Source organism: Pseudomonas fluorescens (assembly GCF_902497895.1).
Taxonomy (GTDB): domain Bacteria; phylum Pseudomonadota; class Gammaproteobacteria; order Pseudomonadales; family Pseudomonadaceae; genus Aquipseudomonas; species Aquipseudomonas fluorescens_BP.
Genome location: NZ_CABVHQ010000051.1, coordinates 1 through 15,973 on the forward strand (window position 1 = coordinate 1; position 15,973 = coordinate 15,973).

Here is a 15,973-nt window from a genome sequence, read left to right on the forward strand (position 1 = left end):
GGTTCTGCGCAGTGGGCAACCCGGCATGGATGCCGGGTTAGCCGCGCACGGCCATGGATGGCCGATCGCGGCGGGCCCACGGAGCAGGACCGGAGCGAGGGCACCCTGAGCCTAGGCGAAGGGCCGAACGAAAGGGGCAAGAGCCCTTTGGTTACTTTGGGCTGGGCCGGCACTCCGGCTCTTTTCCAAAGTGACCCGCTGTAAGAGCGGAACCATTAGTGGCCGTTACCGCAAAAACGGATATGTACACAACCAAAGAGTCCGGCCGGCCTGTTGGTTGTGGGAACGTCACAACCTAGCCAGTAGCGGGATTGTCAGCTCCTCGGCACCAGATCCAGGCACACCGAGTTGATGCAATAGCGCAAACCGGTCGGTGGCGGACCATCCGGGAATACATGGCCCAGATGCGCATCGCATTTGGCGCAGACCACTTCCGTTCGAAACATGCCGTGGCTCACATCGCGGATTTCGACCATGGCGCTTTTGCCGATCGGTTCGTAGAAACTCGGCCAGCCGCAGCCCGAATCGAATTTGGCTTTGGAGTCGAACAGCGGTTCATTGCAGCAAATGCAGTGATAGACACCGTCGGTTTTAGTGTCATTGTATTTGCCAGAGAACGGTCGTTCAGTGCCTTTGAGGCGACAAACATTGTACTGCTCCGGGTCGAGCATGGCGCGCCATTCATCAAGGGTTTTTTCCAACTTTTCCATGATCCTACCTCGGCAACTGAAAAAGCCTGATCTGTATCTTTTCCACGGATCAGGCGGCACGTATGATTGCGCCTCGTTAAACGCCAGTCTGGCAGCCGTGTAACGCGCATTCAAACGGATTTTCACGCTGCGACGCCGGTTACAGGCCTGTGTGAAAACGCAGGATTCCCAGTACGGTAGTTCAAACACCGCCTGGATCGTTCATTTTCAGGAACACATCGCCATGCAGGTCAGCAAATCGAACAAGCTCGCCAACGTCTGTTATGACATTCGCGGCCCGGTGCTCAAGCACGCCAAACGCCTGGAAGAGGAAGGTCACCGCATCCTCAAGCTGAATATCGGCAACCCGGCACCCTTTGGTTTCGAAGCCCCCGACGAAATCCTTCAGGATGTCATCCGCAACCTGCCGACCGCGCAAGGCTACAGCGACTCCAAGGGCTTGTTCAGCGCCCGCAAGGCCGTCATGCAGTACTACCAGCAAAAGCAGGTGGAAGGCGTCGGCATTGAAGACATCTACCTGGGTAACGGCGTTTCCGAGCTGATCGTGATGTCGATGCAGGCTTTGCTCAACAACGGTGACGAAGTGCTGATCCCGGCGCCCGATTACCCGCTGTGGACCGCTGCAGTCAGCCTGGCCGGTGGCAATCCGGTGCATTACTTGTGCGACGAACAGGCCGACTGGTTCCCCGACCTGGCTGATATCAAGGCCAGGATCACGCCGAACACCAAGGCCATGGTGATCATCAACCCGAACAACCCGACCGGTGCGGTCTATTCCCGCGAGTTGCTGCTAGGCATGCTGGAACTGGCGCGCCAGCACAAGCTGGTGGTGTTCTCCGATGAAATCTACGACAAGATTCTCTACGACGATGCCGTGCACGTCTGCACCGCTTCGCTGGCCCCGGACCTGCTCTGCCTGACCTTCAACGGCCTGTCCAAGTCCTACCGCGTGGCAGGCTTCCGTTCTGGCTGGGTGGCCATCTCCGGTCCCAAGCACAATGCCCAGAGCTACATCGAAGGCATCGACATACTGGCCAATATGCGCCTGTGCGCCAACGTACCGAGCCAGCACGCGATCCAGACCGCCCTGGGCGGCTATCAGAGCATCAATGACCTGGTATTGCCGGCGGGTCGCCTGCTGGAACAACGCAATCGCACCTGGGAACTGCTCAACGACATTCCGGGTGTCAGCTGCGTCAAACCGATGGGAGCGCTGTACGCTTTCCCGCGGATCGACCCGAAGATCTGTCCGATCCACAACGATGAGAAATTCGTGCTCGATCTACTGCTCTCGGAAAAACTGCTGGTGGTCCAGGGCACGGCCTTCAACTGGCCCTGGCCTGACCACTTCCGCGTCGTGACCCTGCCACGGCTGGATGATCTGGATCAGGCGATTGGCCGAATCGGTAATTTCCTGAAGACCTATCGCCAATAGCACTATCAGTGCTGTGCGACTTTTACCGAGTCGCACAGTGATTAATCCAGCAACACATCTCTATTTCCCGTAAAACAAATCCTCCCTCAGGCCGGTGCTGTTTTCACGACCTGTCGTCATGCCCAACAACTACGGGGCCCGCAGCGCCAACAAAGAGTCAAACGGCGGCCCTGAGCCACACCGGAAAAACCCGGCAAACGTCTAGAATCCTGTTGTACGACACAGTTTGAAATAGTCACTTGGTTGAATAGCCGGGTGCCGCACCTTATATACCCCGCAGTACGCTACATATTTAGCATGAGGAGATTTCTACAACCATGATGCGCATCCTGCTGTTTTTGGCCACTAACCTGGCGGTCGTGCTGATTGCCAGCATCACCCTGAGCCTTTTCGGCTTCAACGGGTTCATGGCGGCCAATGGGGTTGATCTCAACCTCAATCAGCTGCTGGTTTTCTGTGCGGTCTTTGGTTTCGCAGGTTCACTGTTCTCGCTGTTCATTTCCAAGTGGATGGCGAAGATGAGCACCAGCACCCAAATCATCAGCCAGCCGCGCACTCGCCATGAACAATGGCTGTTGCAGACCGTCGAGCAATTGTCCCGCGAAGCCGGGATCAAGATGCCTGAAGTCGGGATCTTCCCGGCTTATGAGGCCAACGCCTTCGCCACCGGCTGGAACAAGAACGACGCCCTGGTCGCTGTCAGCCAGGGTCTGCTGGAGCGTTTTTCACCGGATGAAGTGAAAGCCGTGCTGGCCCACGAAATCGGCCACGTGGCCAACGGCGACATGGTGACCCTGGCGCTGATACAAGGCGTGGTAAACACCTTCGTGATGTTCTTCGCCCGTATCATCGGCAACTTCGTCGACAAGGTGATTTTCAAGAACGAAGAAGGTCAGGGTATCGCCTACTACGTGGCGACCATCTTCGCCGAACTGGTACTGGGGATCCTGGCCAGCTCGATCGTCATGTGGTTCTCGCGCAAACGCGAATTCCGCGCGGACGAAGCCGGCGCCCAACTGGCGGGTACCAGCGCCATGATCGGCGCCCTGCAACGCCTGCGTGCGGAACAAGGCCTGCCGGTACACATGCCGGACACCCTGAATGCCTTCGGCATCAACGGCGGTGTCAAGCAAGGCCTGGCTCGTATGTTCATGAGCCACCCGCCGCTGGAAGAGCGCATCGACGCCCTGCGCCGTCGTGGCTGATAGCGCTCACTGAAACACCCAAAGGGGCGACGCAAGTCGCCCTTTTGCGTTGACCCTCCCGAGTCAGCGCTTTAGCAGACGATATACCCGTTCATCCAGGCTGGTGACGCCACCCTGGAGAAACTTCCAGCTCTCACCGAGGATATCCCGCTCCTCCAGGACTTGAAGCTGCCAGTGATCGCCAACCAGGCTTCTGACTTCAGCATCGACCACCGCAAACGGTGGCCCGGCCATCTGCATCTGGTCATAGTCCAGAGTAATCAGCAAACCCTCACAACCCGACGGCAAGATCCGGCTCAGATGCGCGGCATACTGTTCGCGCATCGGCGGCGGCAAGGCAATCAGCGCCGCCCGGTCATAGATCGCCGCGCACGCGGCCACATCCTCGGCAGTCAAGGCAAAGAAGTCCCCGCACCACAGTTCAATCAAGCCCACCTGATAGACCGTGAAAGCACCCCGCTGGCTGATCCGTGGCTCAAGCTGCTGATCGCTGAAAAAGTCCGTCACGGCCTTTTCTGACAACTCGATGCCCTGCACCGGATGACCGCAACTGGCGAGCCACACAAGGTCCAGGCTTTTCCCACACAAGGGCACCAGCACCCGCAAGCCTTGGGCCAACCCTAGCCCGGGCCACAATCGCAACAGATAGGGATTGACCTCCGGCAGATGAAAGCCGATCTGATTACGCTCCCAACGCTTGTTCCAAAACTCTGGCTCCATGAATCACCTCGAAAATTCGATCAAAAAGCACTAAAACTTATATTAGATTTAGATCAATGATCTGACTGAAGATGGTCTCATCTTAACGCTCAGGAACTCATTCATGTTTCCCAGTCTGTTCATCTCCCATGGTTCGCCCATGCTCGCCCTGGAACCTGGTGCCAGCGGTCCGGCCCTCGCCCGCCTGGCCACCGGATTGCCGAAACCGAAGGCCATCGTTATTGTCTCCGCGCACTGGGAAAGCAACGAACTGCTGGTCAACGGCAATCCGCTACCTGAAACCTGGCATGACTTCGGTGGGTTCCCGGCAGCGCTGTTCGCCGTGCAATATCCAGCACCTGGTGAGCCACAACTGGCCACTGAGGTGGTCGATCTATTGAAGGCTGACGGGCTGGCCGCGAGCATTGATGCCAAACGGCCATTCGATCACGGGGTCTGGGTGCCTTTATCGCTGATGTATCCCCGGGCCGATATACCGGTGGTGCAGATCTCACTGCCCAGTCGCCAGGGCCCAGCCCTGCAAACCCGCGTCGGCCGCGCCGTGGCCAGCCTGCGCGAGCATGGCGTGTTGCTGATCGGCTCCGGCAGCATCACCCATAACTTGCGCGAACTGGACTGGCACGCCGGCCCGGAAAGTGTCGAGCCCTGGGCCAAGGCCTTCCGCGACTGGGTGATCGACAAACTCGCCGCCAACGACGAAGCCGCCCTGCATGACTATCGCCAGCAAGCACCCCATGCCGTGCGCAGCCATCCCAGCGACGAGCATTTGCTGCCGCTGTATTTTGCCCGCGGGGCCGGCGGGGAGTTCAGCATCGCCCATCAAGGCTTCACCATGGGTGCATTGGGGATGGACATTTATCGGTTTGGGTGAGCATTGCCTGCAAAAGATCGCAGCCTGCGGCAGCTCCTACGGGATTTGCGTATACCCTCGGATTCTCGGGTGCACTCGGTCGGCGTAGGAGCTGCCGCAGGCTGCGATCTTTTTGGCAGACAAAAAAAATCCCCGAACCAGTCGGGGATTTTTTATGTTCGATCAATCAGCCCGAGAGCGGATCAATCTTCGCGATAGCGACGCAGCTTCAACTGCTTACCAGCAACGCGAGTGTCCTTCAGCTTGGTCAGCAGACGCTCCAGACCATCTTCCGGCAGCTCAACGAGGCTGAAGCTGTCACGCACCTGGATGCGACCGATTGCTTCGCGAGCCAGACCACCCTCATTGAGGATAGCGCCCAGCAGGTTCTTGGCAGCGATACCATCACGCGCACCCAGCGCGGTACGGCAACGAGCACGACCTTCGGCCAATGGGACCGGAGCACGACGCTCACGATCACCACGGTCCGGACGATCACCGGAGCGCTCCGGACGATCGCCACGTGGTGCGTTGTTCGGCACCAGTGGACGTTCTTTCTCGATAGCGGCCAGGGTCAGCGCTTGTGCGTTGGTAGCCTTGCGCAGCAGGGCTGCGGCCAGGGCACGCGGAGTGCAGCCAATGTCGGCGGTCAGGCGATCCAGCAGTTCACCATGAGTCGATTCAGCATCGGCAACCAGCGGCGACAGGCTGTTGGTCAGTTTCTTGATGCGAGCATCGAGAACGGCTTGAGCGTCCGGCAGGCGGACTTCAGCAACCTTCTGACCGGTTACACGCTCGATCACCTGCAGCATGCGGCGCTCACGTGGAGTCACCAGCAGCAATGCACGACCTTCGCGACCGGCACGGCCGGTACGGCCGATACGGTGAACGTAGGACTCTGGGTCGTACGGCATGTCAACGTTGAAAACGTGAGTGATACGCGGAACGTCCAGACCACGAGCAGCAACGTCGGTGGCCACAACGATGTCCAGACGGCCATCCTTGAGGGACTCGATCACGCGCTCACGCTGGTTCTGAGCAATGTCACCGTTCAGCGCAGCGGCTTTGTAGCCTTTGGCTTCAAGGGCGCTGGCCAGGTCCAGGGTCGCTTGCTTGGTACGCACGAACATGATCAGCGCGTCGAAGTCTTCCACTTCCAGCAGGCTCAATACAGCCGAGGTCTTCTGGTCAGCGTGAACCAACAGGTGAGCCTGTTCGATCGCGGTAACGGTCTGAGTCTTGGTCTGGATCTTGACGTGCTTCGGATCGCGCAGATGGCGTTCGGCGATGGCACGGATCGACTGCGGCAGAGTGGCCGAGAACAATACGGTCTGACGGGTTGCCGGCATGGCCTTGAAGATAACTTCCAGGTCGTCCATGAAGCCCAGTTTGAGCATTTCGTCCGCTTCGTCGAGAACCAGGTGGTTCACGGTGGCGAGGACTTTTTCGTCACGACGCAGGTGGTCGCACAGACGACCCGGAGTGGCGACAACGATCTGTGCGCCATTACGGATAGCTTTCAGTTGTGGGCCCATCGGCGCGCCGCCGTAGACAGCCACAACAGTTACACCTGGCATTTGCTTGGCGTAGGTTTCGAAAGCGGTTGCAACTTGCAGCGCCAGCTCACGGGTCGGAGCCAGGATCAGAGCCTGAGGCTCGCGCTTGGCAGGATCGATGCAATGCAGGATCGGCAGGGCGAACGCAGCGGTTTTACCCGTACCGGTTTGCGCCTGACCAATCATGTCGTGACCGGCCATGATGATCGGGATCGATTGCTGCTGAATAGCCGAAGGCTCTTCATAGCCAGTCGCGATGACGGCTGCAAGGATATTTGGATGAAGTTCAAAAGCGGCGAAGCCGCCGGTTTCCTGGGTCATGGGTCTGCCTCTAAGTGCATCCGCAAAGACCCATGCTCCAAAGCTGCGCATGCCGTGTAAGACTCAAGAGTCGCCCTGGCTGCTTTGTCGGCGGGGATTTGCGAAAACGTTTGAATGAATGGAACGTCAAGGATCGTCCGCAGAGCGGACAAGCAGCCGAAGCTGGCTTCGGGGGAATTGCTATACCTGAACGTGGCCCGGTTAAAGGCCGGCGCGCACTATACCGGAAATACCGAAAAAAGGGAGAAATATTTATCAGAAAAAACACCTGTACACCTCTCTGTCACGGGCTTTGCGGATAATCCTCCCAAGGTCTATTTTTTAAAGGCCCGGCCTTGTTGGCCATGACGCTTAAACGGTTCATCTTTCAGGCTGAACGCTTCAGTCCGAAACTCCCTAGCCTCCCAAGGATATCCCCATGAATCCGCCCAGCCCAAGTCGCGTCAGCCGTGAGCAACGCGGTCATATTCTGTTGATCGGCCTGGATCGCGTGGCCAAGCGCAATGCCTTCGACCTTGATCTGCTCAATGAGCTCAGCCTGGCCTATGGCGAGTTCGAACGTAACGCCGAGGCTCGGGTAGCGGTGGTGTTCGGTCATGGCGAACATTTCACCGCTGGTCTCGATCTGGCAAATGTCGCGGCCGCCCTGACCGAAGGCTGGCAGGCACCGGCCGGCGGTTGCGATCCGTGGGGCGTATTCGCCGGGCCCAGGGTCAGTAAACCGGTGATTGTCGCCGTGCAAGGCTACTGCCTGACCCTCGGCATCGAATTGATGCTGGCCGCCGATATCAACCTGTGCGCCAGCAACACCCGCTTTGCCCAACGGGAAGTCCAGCGTGGGATTTTCCCTTTCGGCGGCGCCACGTTACGTCTGCACCAGATCGCTGGCTGGGGCAATGCGATGCGCTGGTTGCTGACCGGCGATGAGTTCGATGCCCATGAAGCCTTGCGCCTGGGTCTGGTTCAGGAAGTGATGGCCAGCGAAGACTTGATGCCCCGCGCACTGGAACTGGCCCAGCGCATCGCCAGCCAAGCCCCACTGGGCGTCCAGGCGACCCTGATGTCGGCGCGCCAGGCGCGCCTTGAAGGTGAACCAGCTGCCGCTCAAGGGTTGCCATCAATGGTCAAGAAGTTGATGAAGAGTGAGGATGCGAAGGAAGGTCTGCGCGCCATGCAGGAGCGGCGGCCTGGGGTGTTCAAGGGGCGTTGAGAAGCGCCAGGAACCCCTGTGGCGAGGGAGCTTGCCCGAATGCCAGTCAGTTAAGGAGTTTCAGGCTCGGCACTGGCCTCGTAGCAGCTGCCGAAGGCTGCGTTCGGACCGGGGTCACGCTCGACCGCAGCAGTCGCAAATCCTGCTTGCACGGATTGTCTGGAATACCGCAGTGCCTGATTTTTACGACCGCTTCGCGGCCGAACGCAGCCTTCGGCAGCTGCTACGGACCGCGTAAAAGCTTAACTGACTGGCATTGGGGCAAGTCCCCTCGCCACAATAGCTCCCCACAAACCTTCAAGTAGCCGGGCGGATCACTTTGATCAGCGACTGCAGCGAATAGCCCAGTCGCGGCGCCAGTGCTTCGGCCCTGGCGGTCAGACCATCCAGATCCAGGGTTTGATCGATATCGGCGGGAACGAACAGGATCACATTGCCCTCCTTCACCGGCAGTTCCCAGTAATGGCGATGATAAAGACCCCGCAGCAAAGCCGCGCCCAATGGCTTGCCGTCGTCGGTGGCCCATTGATTGATCACCAGCCAGCCACCCGGGTTCAGGCGTTTCTGGCAGTTCTCCAGAAAACCCCAGGCCAGATGCCCGACACCCGGGCCGACGTCGGTATAGAGGTCGACGAAGATCAGATCCGCCGACTCGGCGGTCTCGAGCAATTCGAGGGCATCGCCGATTCGGATATAAAGCCGCGGGTCATCATCCAGTCCCAGGTATTCGATGGCCAGGCGGGGAACGTCGGGGCGCAACTCGATGGCTTCGACGTCTTCCAGCGGCAGGAACTTGAGGCAGGCCTGGGTCAGCGTGCCAGCGCCAAGGCCAAGAAACAAAGCGCTTTCCGGGGTTTGGTGACACAGCGCACCCACCAGCATGGCCCGGGTATAGTCATATTCCAGCCAGCTTGGGTCAGCGGTGAACACGCAGCTTTGCTCGATGGCGTCGCCAAACTCGAGAAAACGGTAATCGGCCACTTCCAGTACCCGAATCATGCCAAAGTCATCGTGCACCTCGGCGAGCAGGTGCTCGACGCGCTCCTCAGTCATCTCATCTCCTAAACGTCACCGGGGCTCAACCTCGGCACGCGATAAAGCCAACCACTCGGCACCGAGCGGGAAAGGCGCGATTGTCCGCGAAGCAACGGGAACAGGTCACGCACTAATTGCTGATAACATGGCTATCCGACCGTAAAATACTAGAGTCCGTGATGAGCCAACCCTGGAGTCCAGACAGCTGGCGCGCCCTGCCGATCCAGCAACAACCCCGTTACCCTGACGCTGCGCACTTGCTGCAGGTCGAGCAAAGCCTGGCCAGTTATCCGCCGCTGGTATTTGCCGGTGAAGCCCGGGAGTTGCGCCGTCAGTTTGCCGAGGTGACTCAGGGCCGGGCGTTTCTGCTGCAAGGCGGTGATTGCGCGGAAAGCTTTGCCGAGTTCTCGGCGGCAAAGATCCGTGACACCTTTAAAGTACTGTTGCAGATGGCGATCGTCATGACTTTCGCCGCGGGCTGCCCGGTGGTCAAGGTCGGGCGCATGGCCGGGCAATTCGCCAAGCCGCGCTCATCCAACGACGAAACCATCAACGGCGTGACCCTGCCGGCCTACCGTGGCGACATTGTCAACGGCATCGGCTTCGACGAAAAGAGCCGGGTACCGGACCCGGATCGGCTATTGCAGTCCTACCATCAGTCCACCGCCACCCTGAACCTGCTGCGGGCCTTCGCCCAGGGCGGTTTTGCCGACCTGCATCAAGTGCATAAATGGAACCTGGACTTTATCGCCAACTCGGCCCTGGCCGAAAAGTACAGCCACCTGGCCGATCGCATCGATGAAACCCTGGCCTTCATGCGGGCCTGCGGCATGGACAGCTCGCCGCAACTGCGCGAAACCAGCTTCTTCACCGCCCACGAAGCATTGCTGTTGAACTACGAAGAAGCCTTCGTGCGTCGCGACAGCCTGACCAACGACTACTACGACTGCTCGGCGCACATGCTCTGGATCGGCGACCGCACACGCCAGCTTGACGGTGCCCATGTCGAGTTCCTGCGTGGTGTGAACAACCCGATCGGGGTCAAGGTCGGTCCGACCATGAACACCGAGGAGCTGATTCGCCTGATCGACATCCTCAACCCGGACAACGATCCCGGCCGCCTCAACCTGATCGCACGCATGGGCGCGAACAAAGTTGGCGACCATCTGCCACAGCTGATCCGCGCGGTGGAAAGCGAAGGCAAGAAAGTGCTGTGGAGTTCCGATCCGATGCACGGCAACACCATCAAGGCCAGCAGCGGCTACAAAACCCGCGACTTCGAGCAGATCCTCAATGAAGTGAAACAGTTCTTCCAAGTGCACGAAGCGGAAGGCAGTTACGCCGGCGGCATCCATATCGAGATGACCGGGCAGAACGTCACCGAGTGCATCGGCGGCGCACGGCCGATTACCGAGGATGGTTTATCGGACCGTTATCACACCCATTGCGACCCGCGGATGAATGCCGATCAGTCGCTGGAACTGGCGTTTTTGATTGCCGAGACACTCAAGCAGGTTCGGCGTTGAACCAGTAAGTTTTTCGTCGTCTGATATACCGTCATCGCGAGCAAGCTCGCTCCCACATTTGATTTGCGGCGCACATATATCCAATGTTCACTCAGATCTAGTGTGGGAGCGAGCTTGCTCGCGATGGCGTCGGATCAGTCACCGCTGAGCTCAATCAACGCCACCCGCAACCGCGCCGCACTTGCCCTCGGACAATTCAGCTGAATCTCCACCAACCCCAACCAATCAGCCATCTGTCGCAGATTCCTGGCTAACGCCAACATCCCCTGCTCATCCAGCCCCGGCTCTTCTTCATGCACGGCATGCACCGCCAATCGCCCTTGAGCCCGTTCGGCCCGCAGATCGACCCGGGCGGCAATCCGTTCGTTGTGCAAAAACGGCAGCACGTAATAGCCATAGACCCGCTTGACTTGAGGCGTGTAGATCTCCAGCCGATAACGGAAATCGAACAATCGCTCGGTCCGGCTGCGCTCCCAGATCAATGAATCGAATGGCGAAAGCAAGGCGCTGAGCTCGACTTTACGCGGGACTTTCGGCGCTGCCAGGCAATAGGCCGGTTGCCGCCAATCCTGAACCTCACACCTCTGCAACTCACCCTCCTCGACCAACTCGGCCAGGCGCGCGCGGCTGTCGGCAGGCGATAGCCGGAAATAATCGCGCAAGTCCTTGTCCGTACCGACGCCCAGTGCACTCGCCGCGTGCATCAGCAGTCCCCGCTGAGCTTCGGCTTCACTGAGTAGCGGTTGCTGCAGAATCGCCGCGGGAATGACCCGCTCCGGCAAATCATAAAGACGCTCGAACCCCCGGCGCCTCGAGACCGTTACTTCTCCAGCGGCAAACAACCACTCCAGCGCGTGCTTCTCGGCACTCCAGTCCCACCAGGGCCCCGCCCGCTCCTCACGGGTCGACAAGCTGCCAGCGCCGAGCGCCCCGCGCTCCTCAACCAAGGCCAGCACTCGACGAATCGTCTGCTGCTGCTCCCGACCGAAGCGGGCCATCTGTTGATAAATGCCCTCCCCTTGGGTCGCTCGCTGCATGCGCCAGCGCATCAAGGGATACATCGATAATGGCAGCAAGGACGCCTCATGCCCCCAATACTCGAACAACGTCCGTCGCCGGCCCTGACTCCAGGCGGCCTGATCCAGCAGATCGGCTGAGTAGTTGCCCAAGCGAGAGAACAGCGGAAGGTAGTGCGAGCGCACCAGGGCGTTGACCGAATCGATCTGCAGGATGCCCAGACGCTCGATCAACCGGTTGAGCTGGGTAGACTTGACCGCCGCTGGCGGCTGACGCCCGGAGAATCCTTGGGCGGCCAGCGCCAGACGCCGAGTCTGCTTCAGGGAAAAGCAAAGAGGAGTAGGCATTCAACGGCTCTTGATGATGACTCCTTCCACCTTAGCGGCACCTGTACAAACCGCCAATGCCCCCCGGTCATCGCCTCATCGGGTCGTCCCAGAACGGACGGCTGGATTCCTTGAGTACATCGGCTCGACTCAGGCCAATGTCACGCAGCCTGTCGTCACTCATTCGCGCCAGCTCGGCACGATCCTTACTCAGCTGCCGCCAGCGGCTCATCTGAGCCAGAGCGGTGGATAGAAACTGTCTTGAGGTCTGGAGAGCCGATCGACGTCCTTCTACCCCAACACTCCTTACATACTGCTGTCGTTCCATGACGCTACTCCTCAGAGATGAGGCCGCAGTCTTGTGCAAGTGTTGGAATGGCTCCAGCGAATGTCTATGACCGTCTATTACCAGATCGGCACAAGCCCCAAGGCCCGGGCGTGCGCCCTGAACCCTGGGGTAGTGACCGAACATTTCAAGACTATTGAGCTTATTTACCCTTACCCATGGGATCTTCCCAGAAGTGTCGTTCGGATTCCTGCTCGACATCCGCCCGACTCAACCCGATATCCTTCAGCGCCTCGTCGCTCAGGCTGGCCAACAGTGCACGCTCACGATTGAGTTGATGCCAGCGGGCGAACTTCTCCAGCAGATGGTGCAGGGAGAAAGCATGGAATGAAAATTTGTCTACCAGTACAAAACCTTTTTGACCTTTCATCATGTTGCCCTCCAGTGGGGATGGCTAGAGTCTCGCGCTGGAGCTAAGATCAATCCAACGAATGTTTCTGATGCAACACATCTCGGAGATTGATCAATTGGCTTACCCGAGTATCGACACCGAAGTTCTGCGCACCTTCGTCGCGATCGCCGACCAGGGGGGCTTTACCCGCGCCGGCGAGCTGGTCAATCGCACCCAGTCCGCGGTGAGCATGCAGATGAAACGCCTGGAAGAAGACGTGTTGCAACGCCAGTTGTTTCAGCGTGATGGCCGCCAGGTGCGGTTGACTGCCGAGGGTCAGGTGCTGCTCGGCTACGCCCGGCGCATCCTGAAACTGCACAGTGAAGTGTTCAATACCCTGCGCGAACCGCACATGGTTGGCACCGTGCGCATTGGTACGCCGGATGACTATGTCATGCGCTTCTTGCCGGGGATTCTGTCGCGCTTCGCAAAAGCCTATCCGCTGATCCAGATTGAAGTGCATTGCGAATCCTCCAAGCAACTGCTGCTGCGCCAGGACCTGGACCTGTCTATCGTCACCCGCGAACCTGGCAGCGAAATTGGCCAGTTGCTGCGCAAGGAGCGATTTGTCTGGGCCGAGGCCCAGTGCTTCAGCGCCCACGAGCAGACGCCGTTGCCCCTGGCGATGTTCAACAGCGATTGTTTCTGCCGGCTCTGGGCCTGCAATGCCCTGGATGCTGCCGGGCGCGACTATCGCATCGCCTACAACAGCTCCAGTCTGTCGGCGATCATGGCCATCGTCAGCGCCGGCCTGGCGGTGACTGCGCAACTGGAGAGTCTGATCACTGCGGACATGCGCGTCCTCGGTGAGGCCGAAGACCTGCCGTTGTTACCCGAGGCCAGCATCATGCTGCTGCGTAACCTGAACACCCCCTCACCGATCACCGAATGCCTGGCCGAGCACATCATCGACGGCTTCAAACTTTAAACGCGAGCATCACCGCACAGAGCACCAGAAAACCGCAGAACAGCCCGCGCAGCAGCGGCTCCGGCATGGCGTGGGCGATTCTCACCCCCCAACTGATGCTCAACAGTCCTCCGGCCGCCAGGGGCAGACCAATCATCCAGTCCACCTGATGATGGATCGCATAGGTCACCAGCGTGACGCCGGTGCTCGGCAAGGCCAAGGCCAGGGACAGCCCCTGGGCGATCACCTGAGTGGTGCCGAACAGGCTGGTCAGCACCGGAGTGGCGACCACCGCTCCGCCGACACCGAACAACCCACCCATGGTCCCGGACGCGGCGCCCAACACCCCCAGCCAGGGCCACGGGTAACGCATCTGCGCAGATATTGGAGTGGCGGCCATGAACATTCGCGCAAGATTGTAGGCAGACAAGGCGATCAGAAACGCGACGAATCCGATGCGCATCACTCGCGCATCAACCCCCACCGCCCAGATTGAACCGAGCCAGGCGAAGCAAAAGCCCATCAAGGCCAATGGCACGGCATGGCGCGCCTCAATCCGGTTGCGTTGATGATAGCGCCACAAAGCCAGCATCACGTTCGGTACCACCATGACCAAGGCCGTGCCCTGGGCAATCTGCTGATCCAGACCGAACAACACGCCCAGTACCGGGATCGCAATCAGGCCGCCGCCGATACCGAACAAACCGCCCAGAGTCCCCAGAGCCGCACCAAATGCCAGATACATCATTAACTCGATCACAGGCCATCCCCTTACGTCTGGCTATGCATGCTACGCAGTCTGCTCTGGCGTGGAAACGCACAGCAACGCACAATGGCTATGCGAAAGCCGCATAAGTGAACCCAAGGCATGAACCCCAAACTCCTCACCGATCAGCTCGGCCTGTTTCTTGATGTGCTGGAAACCGGCAGTTTCTCTGCAGCGTCGCGGCGCCATCCACTGACGCCATCGGCCGTCGCCCGACGCATTGACAGCCTGGAGAATGCCCTCGGCAGCCAATTGTTCATTCGCAGTACCCATGCAGTGCGAGCGACCCCGGCCGGCTTGGCCTTTGCCGAGCGAGCCCGACGGATTGTCGACGAGTTGCGGCTCGCCCGGGCCGAAGCGGCCTCCCTCAGCGATGTCCCGGAAGGGCTGATTCGGGTGGACGCCCCGGCCGCTTTTGGCCGCCGACACCTGGCTCCAGTGATTGCCGACTTCCTGGTGGTCTACCCGGGACTGGATGTTCAGCTGCACCTGATCGACAGTTTTGTCGACATGCAGGGTTCGAACCTGGGCAAGGTCGATCTGGTGCTGCGAGCCGGGCAAATGGCCGATACCCGCCTGGTCGCCACGCCCTTGGCCAGCATGGTGCGGATTGCCTGCGCCAGCCCTGCCTATTTGAAGCGTCGCGGCGCACCGACCCATCCCAGGGAACTCAGCGAGCACGATGGCCTCGATTGGGAGGGGTTGGCACCGCCTTTCGCCTGGCGCTTCGAACTCGACGGACAGTTGCAAACGTACCGTCCGCAACGCATACGCATGAGTGCCAACAATGCTGAAACCCTGGTCTGCGGTGCGCTTGCCGGGTTGGGCATCGCCCATCTGCCGACCTGGCTGATCAGCGAGTATTTGCTGCGAGGCGAATTGCTGCCGCTGTTTTGCGAAAAGGGATTGCCCAAACCGGAAACCACCGGAATTTATGCCCTGCGCCTTGAACAGCAGGCCAGTTCCCGCAGTCGATTATTGCTGGAGTATCTCAAGCTCCGATTCAGCCCGATCCCGCCCTGGGATCTGGCTCTGCAGAGTGATCTGGGCTGGCAATAAAGCGAAGATTACCTGGCGCGTTAAAGATTCGCGCGCTAGATTCAGGATGAGTAATGATCAAGGTCCCGACATGAAAAGCGTTAGCGCCACCCCGGATAACTGCGACCAGCTGTTGCTCGACAATCAGCTGTGTTTTGCCCTGCATTCCACTTCGTTGTTGATGACCAAGGTCTACAAACCGCTATTGCAGGCCTTGGGCCTGACCTATCCGCAGTACCTGGCGATGATGGTGTTGTGGGAACGCGATGGATTGACCGTAGGCGAGATCAGCACCCACCTGCTGACCGACCCCGGCTCCTTGACGCCGCTGCTCAAGCGCCTTGAAGCCGAAGGCTTGCTCAGCCGCACCCGCAGCCGTGAAGACGAGCGTGTGGTGATCGTTGAATTGACCGCCCAGGGCCACGCCCTGCGGGACAAGGCCCGGAACATTCCGCAATGCATCCTCGGCGCCAGTGGCCAGACACTGGAGCAGATACGCAAGTTGCAAGAGGATTTGCTGGAATTGCGCGGGCATTTGCAAGACTGCCTGTAGGCAGTCAATCAAACCGCAAAGGATCGCAGCTGCCTCCGTAGGAGCTGCCGCAGGCTGCGAT

At 59.4% G+C, this 15,973-nt stretch carries 16 protein-coding genes; 8 read left to right on the plus strand and 8 right to left on the minus strand.

Going from position 1 to position 15,973, the window contains the following annotated elements; genetic code table 11:
* Positions 1-314: 314 nt before the first annotated feature.
* Positions 315-710 (minus strand): peptide-methionine (R)-S-oxide reductase MsrB, encoded by a 396-nt coding sequence (gene msrB / locus F8N21_RS21995; RefSeq protein WP_150644116.1) that lies wholly within the window; start codon positions 708-710, stop codon positions 315-317.
* A 223-nt stretch (positions 711-933) separates the two neighbouring features.
* Between msrB and F8N21_RS22000 the strand changes: the two genes are divergently transcribed.
* Together F8N21_RS22000 and htpX are read left to right on the plus strand one after the other, a co-directional pair.
* On the plus strand, positions 934-2,145 hold the full coding sequence (locus F8N21_RS22000) for a pyridoxal phosphate-dependent aminotransferase (RefSeq protein ID WP_150644117.1): 1,212 nt from the start codon (positions 934-936) through the stop codon (positions 2,143-2,145).
* 317 nt (positions 2,146-2,462) lie between these two features.
* Positions 2,463-3,350 carry a protease HtpX gene (gene htpX / locus F8N21_RS22005; RefSeq protein ID WP_150644118.1) on the plus strand — a complete coding sequence of 296 codons (888 nt, stop codon included), beginning with the start codon at positions 2,463-2,465 and terminating at the stop codon, positions 3,348-3,350.
* 63 nt (positions 3,351-3,413) lie between these two features.
* On the opposite strand, the gene F8N21_RS22010 is transcribed toward htpX, so the two are convergent.
* Positions 3,414-4,070 carry a thiopurine S-methyltransferase gene (locus F8N21_RS22010; RefSeq protein ID WP_150644119.1) on the minus strand — a complete coding sequence of 219 codons (657 nt, stop codon included), beginning with the start codon at positions 4,068-4,070 and terminating at the stop codon, positions 3,414-3,416.
* A gap of 103 nt (positions 4,071-4,173) precedes the next feature.
* Between F8N21_RS22010 and F8N21_RS22015 the strand changes: the two genes are divergently transcribed.
* Positions 4,174-4,941 (plus strand): DODA-type extradiol aromatic ring-opening family dioxygenase, encoded by a 768-nt coding sequence (locus tag F8N21_RS22015; protein WP_150644120.1) that lies wholly within the window; start codon positions 4,174-4,176, stop codon positions 4,939-4,941.
* Between the two features lie 182 nt (positions 4,942-5,123).
* Here the strand turns inward: F8N21_RS22015 and F8N21_RS22020 are convergent, their stop codons facing one another.
* Entirely contained in the window at positions 5,124-6,797 is a 1,674-nt protein-coding gene (locus tag F8N21_RS22020; protein ID WP_150644121.1) for a DEAD/DEAH box helicase, read from the minus strand.
* Positions 6,798-7,215: 418 nt separating this feature from the next.
* On the opposite strand from F8N21_RS22020, the gene F8N21_RS22025 reads away from it, so the two are divergent.
* Positions 7,216-8,007, plus strand: coding sequence for a crotonase/enoyl-CoA hydratase family protein (locus F8N21_RS22025; RefSeq protein ID WP_150644122.1), 792 nt, complete (start codon positions 7,216-7,218; stop codon positions 8,005-8,007).
* 297 nt (positions 8,008-8,304) lie between these two features.
* On the opposite strand, the gene F8N21_RS22030 is transcribed toward F8N21_RS22025, so the two are convergent.
* Positions 8,305-9,060 carry a spermidine synthase gene (locus tag F8N21_RS22030; RefSeq protein ID WP_150644123.1) on the minus strand — a complete coding sequence of 252 codons (756 nt, stop codon included), beginning with the start codon at positions 9,058-9,060 and terminating at the stop codon, positions 8,305-8,307.
* Positions 9,061-9,221: 161 nt separating this feature from the next.
* Between F8N21_RS22030 and F8N21_RS22035 the strand changes: the two genes are divergently transcribed.
* A complete protein-coding gene (locus tag F8N21_RS22035) occupies positions 9,222-10,568 on the plus strand; it encodes a class II 3-deoxy-7-phosphoheptulonate synthase (protein ID WP_150644124.1) in 1,347 nt (448 codons plus the stop codon).
* Positions 10,569-10,702: 134 nt separating this feature from the next.
* Here the strand turns inward: F8N21_RS22035 and F8N21_RS22040 are convergent, their stop codons facing one another.
* From F8N21_RS22040 to F8N21_RS22050, 3 genes are all read right to left on the minus strand, one after another.
* Positions 10,703-11,932 (minus strand): winged helix-turn-helix domain-containing protein, encoded by a 1,230-nt coding sequence (locus F8N21_RS22040; RefSeq protein WP_150644125.1) that lies wholly within the window; start codon positions 11,930-11,932, stop codon positions 10,703-10,705.
* Positions 11,933-11,999: 67 nt separating this feature from the next.
* The gene (locus tag F8N21_RS30535; RefSeq protein WP_191624374.1) at positions 12,000-12,239 is read right to left on the minus strand and encodes a DUF1127 domain-containing protein; all 240 of its coding nucleotides are present in this window, start codon (positions 12,237-12,239) and stop codon (positions 12,000-12,002) included.
* A 160-nt stretch (positions 12,240-12,399) separates the two neighbouring features.
* Positions 12,400-12,627: a DUF1127 domain-containing protein gene (locus F8N21_RS22050; RefSeq protein WP_150644159.1), complete on the minus strand. Its 228-nt coding sequence runs from the start codon at positions 12,625-12,627 to the stop codon at positions 12,400-12,402.
* A gap of 97 nt (positions 12,628-12,724) precedes the next feature.
* On the opposite strand from F8N21_RS22050, the gene F8N21_RS22055 reads away from it, so the two are divergent.
* On the plus strand, positions 12,725-13,576 hold the full coding sequence (locus F8N21_RS22055; RefSeq protein WP_191624377.1) for a LysR substrate-binding domain-containing protein: 852 nt from the start codon (positions 12,725-12,727) through the stop codon (positions 13,574-13,576).
* Here F8N21_RS22055 and F8N21_RS22060 read toward each other — a convergent pair.
* Positions 13,566-14,315 (minus strand): sulfite exporter TauE/SafE family protein, encoded by a 750-nt coding sequence (locus F8N21_RS22060; RefSeq protein WP_150644127.1) that lies wholly within the window; start codon positions 14,313-14,315, stop codon positions 13,566-13,568. The genes F8N21_RS22055 and F8N21_RS22060 overlap by 11 nt on opposite strands.
* A gap of 108 nt (positions 14,316-14,423) precedes the next feature.
* On the opposite strand from F8N21_RS22060, the gene F8N21_RS22065 reads away from it, so the two are divergent.
* Both F8N21_RS22065 and F8N21_RS22070 read left to right on the plus strand, forming a co-directional pair.
* The gene (locus F8N21_RS22065) at positions 14,424-15,380 is read left to right on the plus strand and encodes a LysR family transcriptional regulator (protein WP_150644128.1); all 957 of its coding nucleotides are present in this window, start codon (positions 14,424-14,426) and stop codon (positions 15,378-15,380) included.
* 70 nt (positions 15,381-15,450) lie between these two features.
* Positions 15,451-15,912 (plus strand): MarR family winged helix-turn-helix transcriptional regulator, encoded by a 462-nt coding sequence (locus F8N21_RS22070; protein WP_150644129.1) that lies wholly within the window; start codon positions 15,451-15,453, stop codon positions 15,910-15,912.
* Positions 15,913-15,973 lie beyond the last annotated feature (61 nt).

Coding starts and splice junctions, on each gene's coding strand:
- htpX (WP_150644118.1), top strand. CDS start 2,463: ATGATGCGCATCCTGCTGTTTTTGGCCACTAACCTGGCGGTCGTGCTG.
- msrB (WP_150644116.1), bottom strand. CDS start 710: ATGGAAAAGTTGGAAAAAACCCTTGATGAATGGCGCGCCATGCTCGAC.
- F8N21_RS22070 (WP_150644129.1), top strand. CDS start 15,451: ATGAAAAGCGTTAGCGCCACCCCGGATAACTGCGACCAGCTGTTGCTC.
- F8N21_RS22015 (WP_150644120.1), top strand. CDS start 4,174: ATGTTTCCCAGTCTGTTCATCTCCCATGGTTCGCCCATGCTCGCCCTG.
- F8N21_RS22050 (WP_150644159.1), bottom strand. CDS start 12,627: ATGAAAGGTCAAAAAGGTTTTGTACTGGTAGACAAATTTTCATTCCAT.
- F8N21_RS22000 (WP_150644117.1), top strand. CDS start 934: ATGCAGGTCAGCAAATCGAACAAGCTCGCCAACGTCTGTTATGACATT.
- F8N21_RS22065 (WP_150644128.1), top strand. CDS start 14,424: ATGAACCCCAAACTCCTCACCGATCAGCTCGGCCTGTTTCTTGATGTG.
- F8N21_RS22030 (WP_150644123.1), bottom strand. CDS start 9,060: ATGACTGAGGAGCGCGTCGAGCACCTGCTCGCCGAGGTGCACGATGAC.
- F8N21_RS22040 (WP_150644125.1), bottom strand. CDS start 11,932: ATGCCTACTCCTCTTTGCTTTTCCCTGAAGCAGACTCGGCGTCTGGCG.
- F8N21_RS22020 (WP_150644121.1), bottom strand. CDS start 6,797: ATGACCCAGGAAACCGGCGGCTTCGCCGCTTTTGAACTTCATCCAAAT.
- F8N21_RS30535 (WP_191624374.1), bottom strand. CDS start 12,239: ATGGAACGACAGCAGTATGTAAGGAGTGTTGGGGTAGAAGGACGTCGA.
- F8N21_RS22025 (WP_150644122.1), top strand. CDS start 7,216: ATGAATCCGCCCAGCCCAAGTCGCGTCAGCCGTGAGCAACGCGGTCAT.
- F8N21_RS22035 (WP_150644124.1), top strand. CDS start 9,222: ATGAGCCAACCCTGGAGTCCAGACAGCTGGCGCGCCCTGCCGATCCAG.
- F8N21_RS22010 (WP_150644119.1), bottom strand. CDS start 4,070: ATGGAGCCAGAGTTTTGGAACAAGCGTTGGGAGCGTAATCAGATCGGC.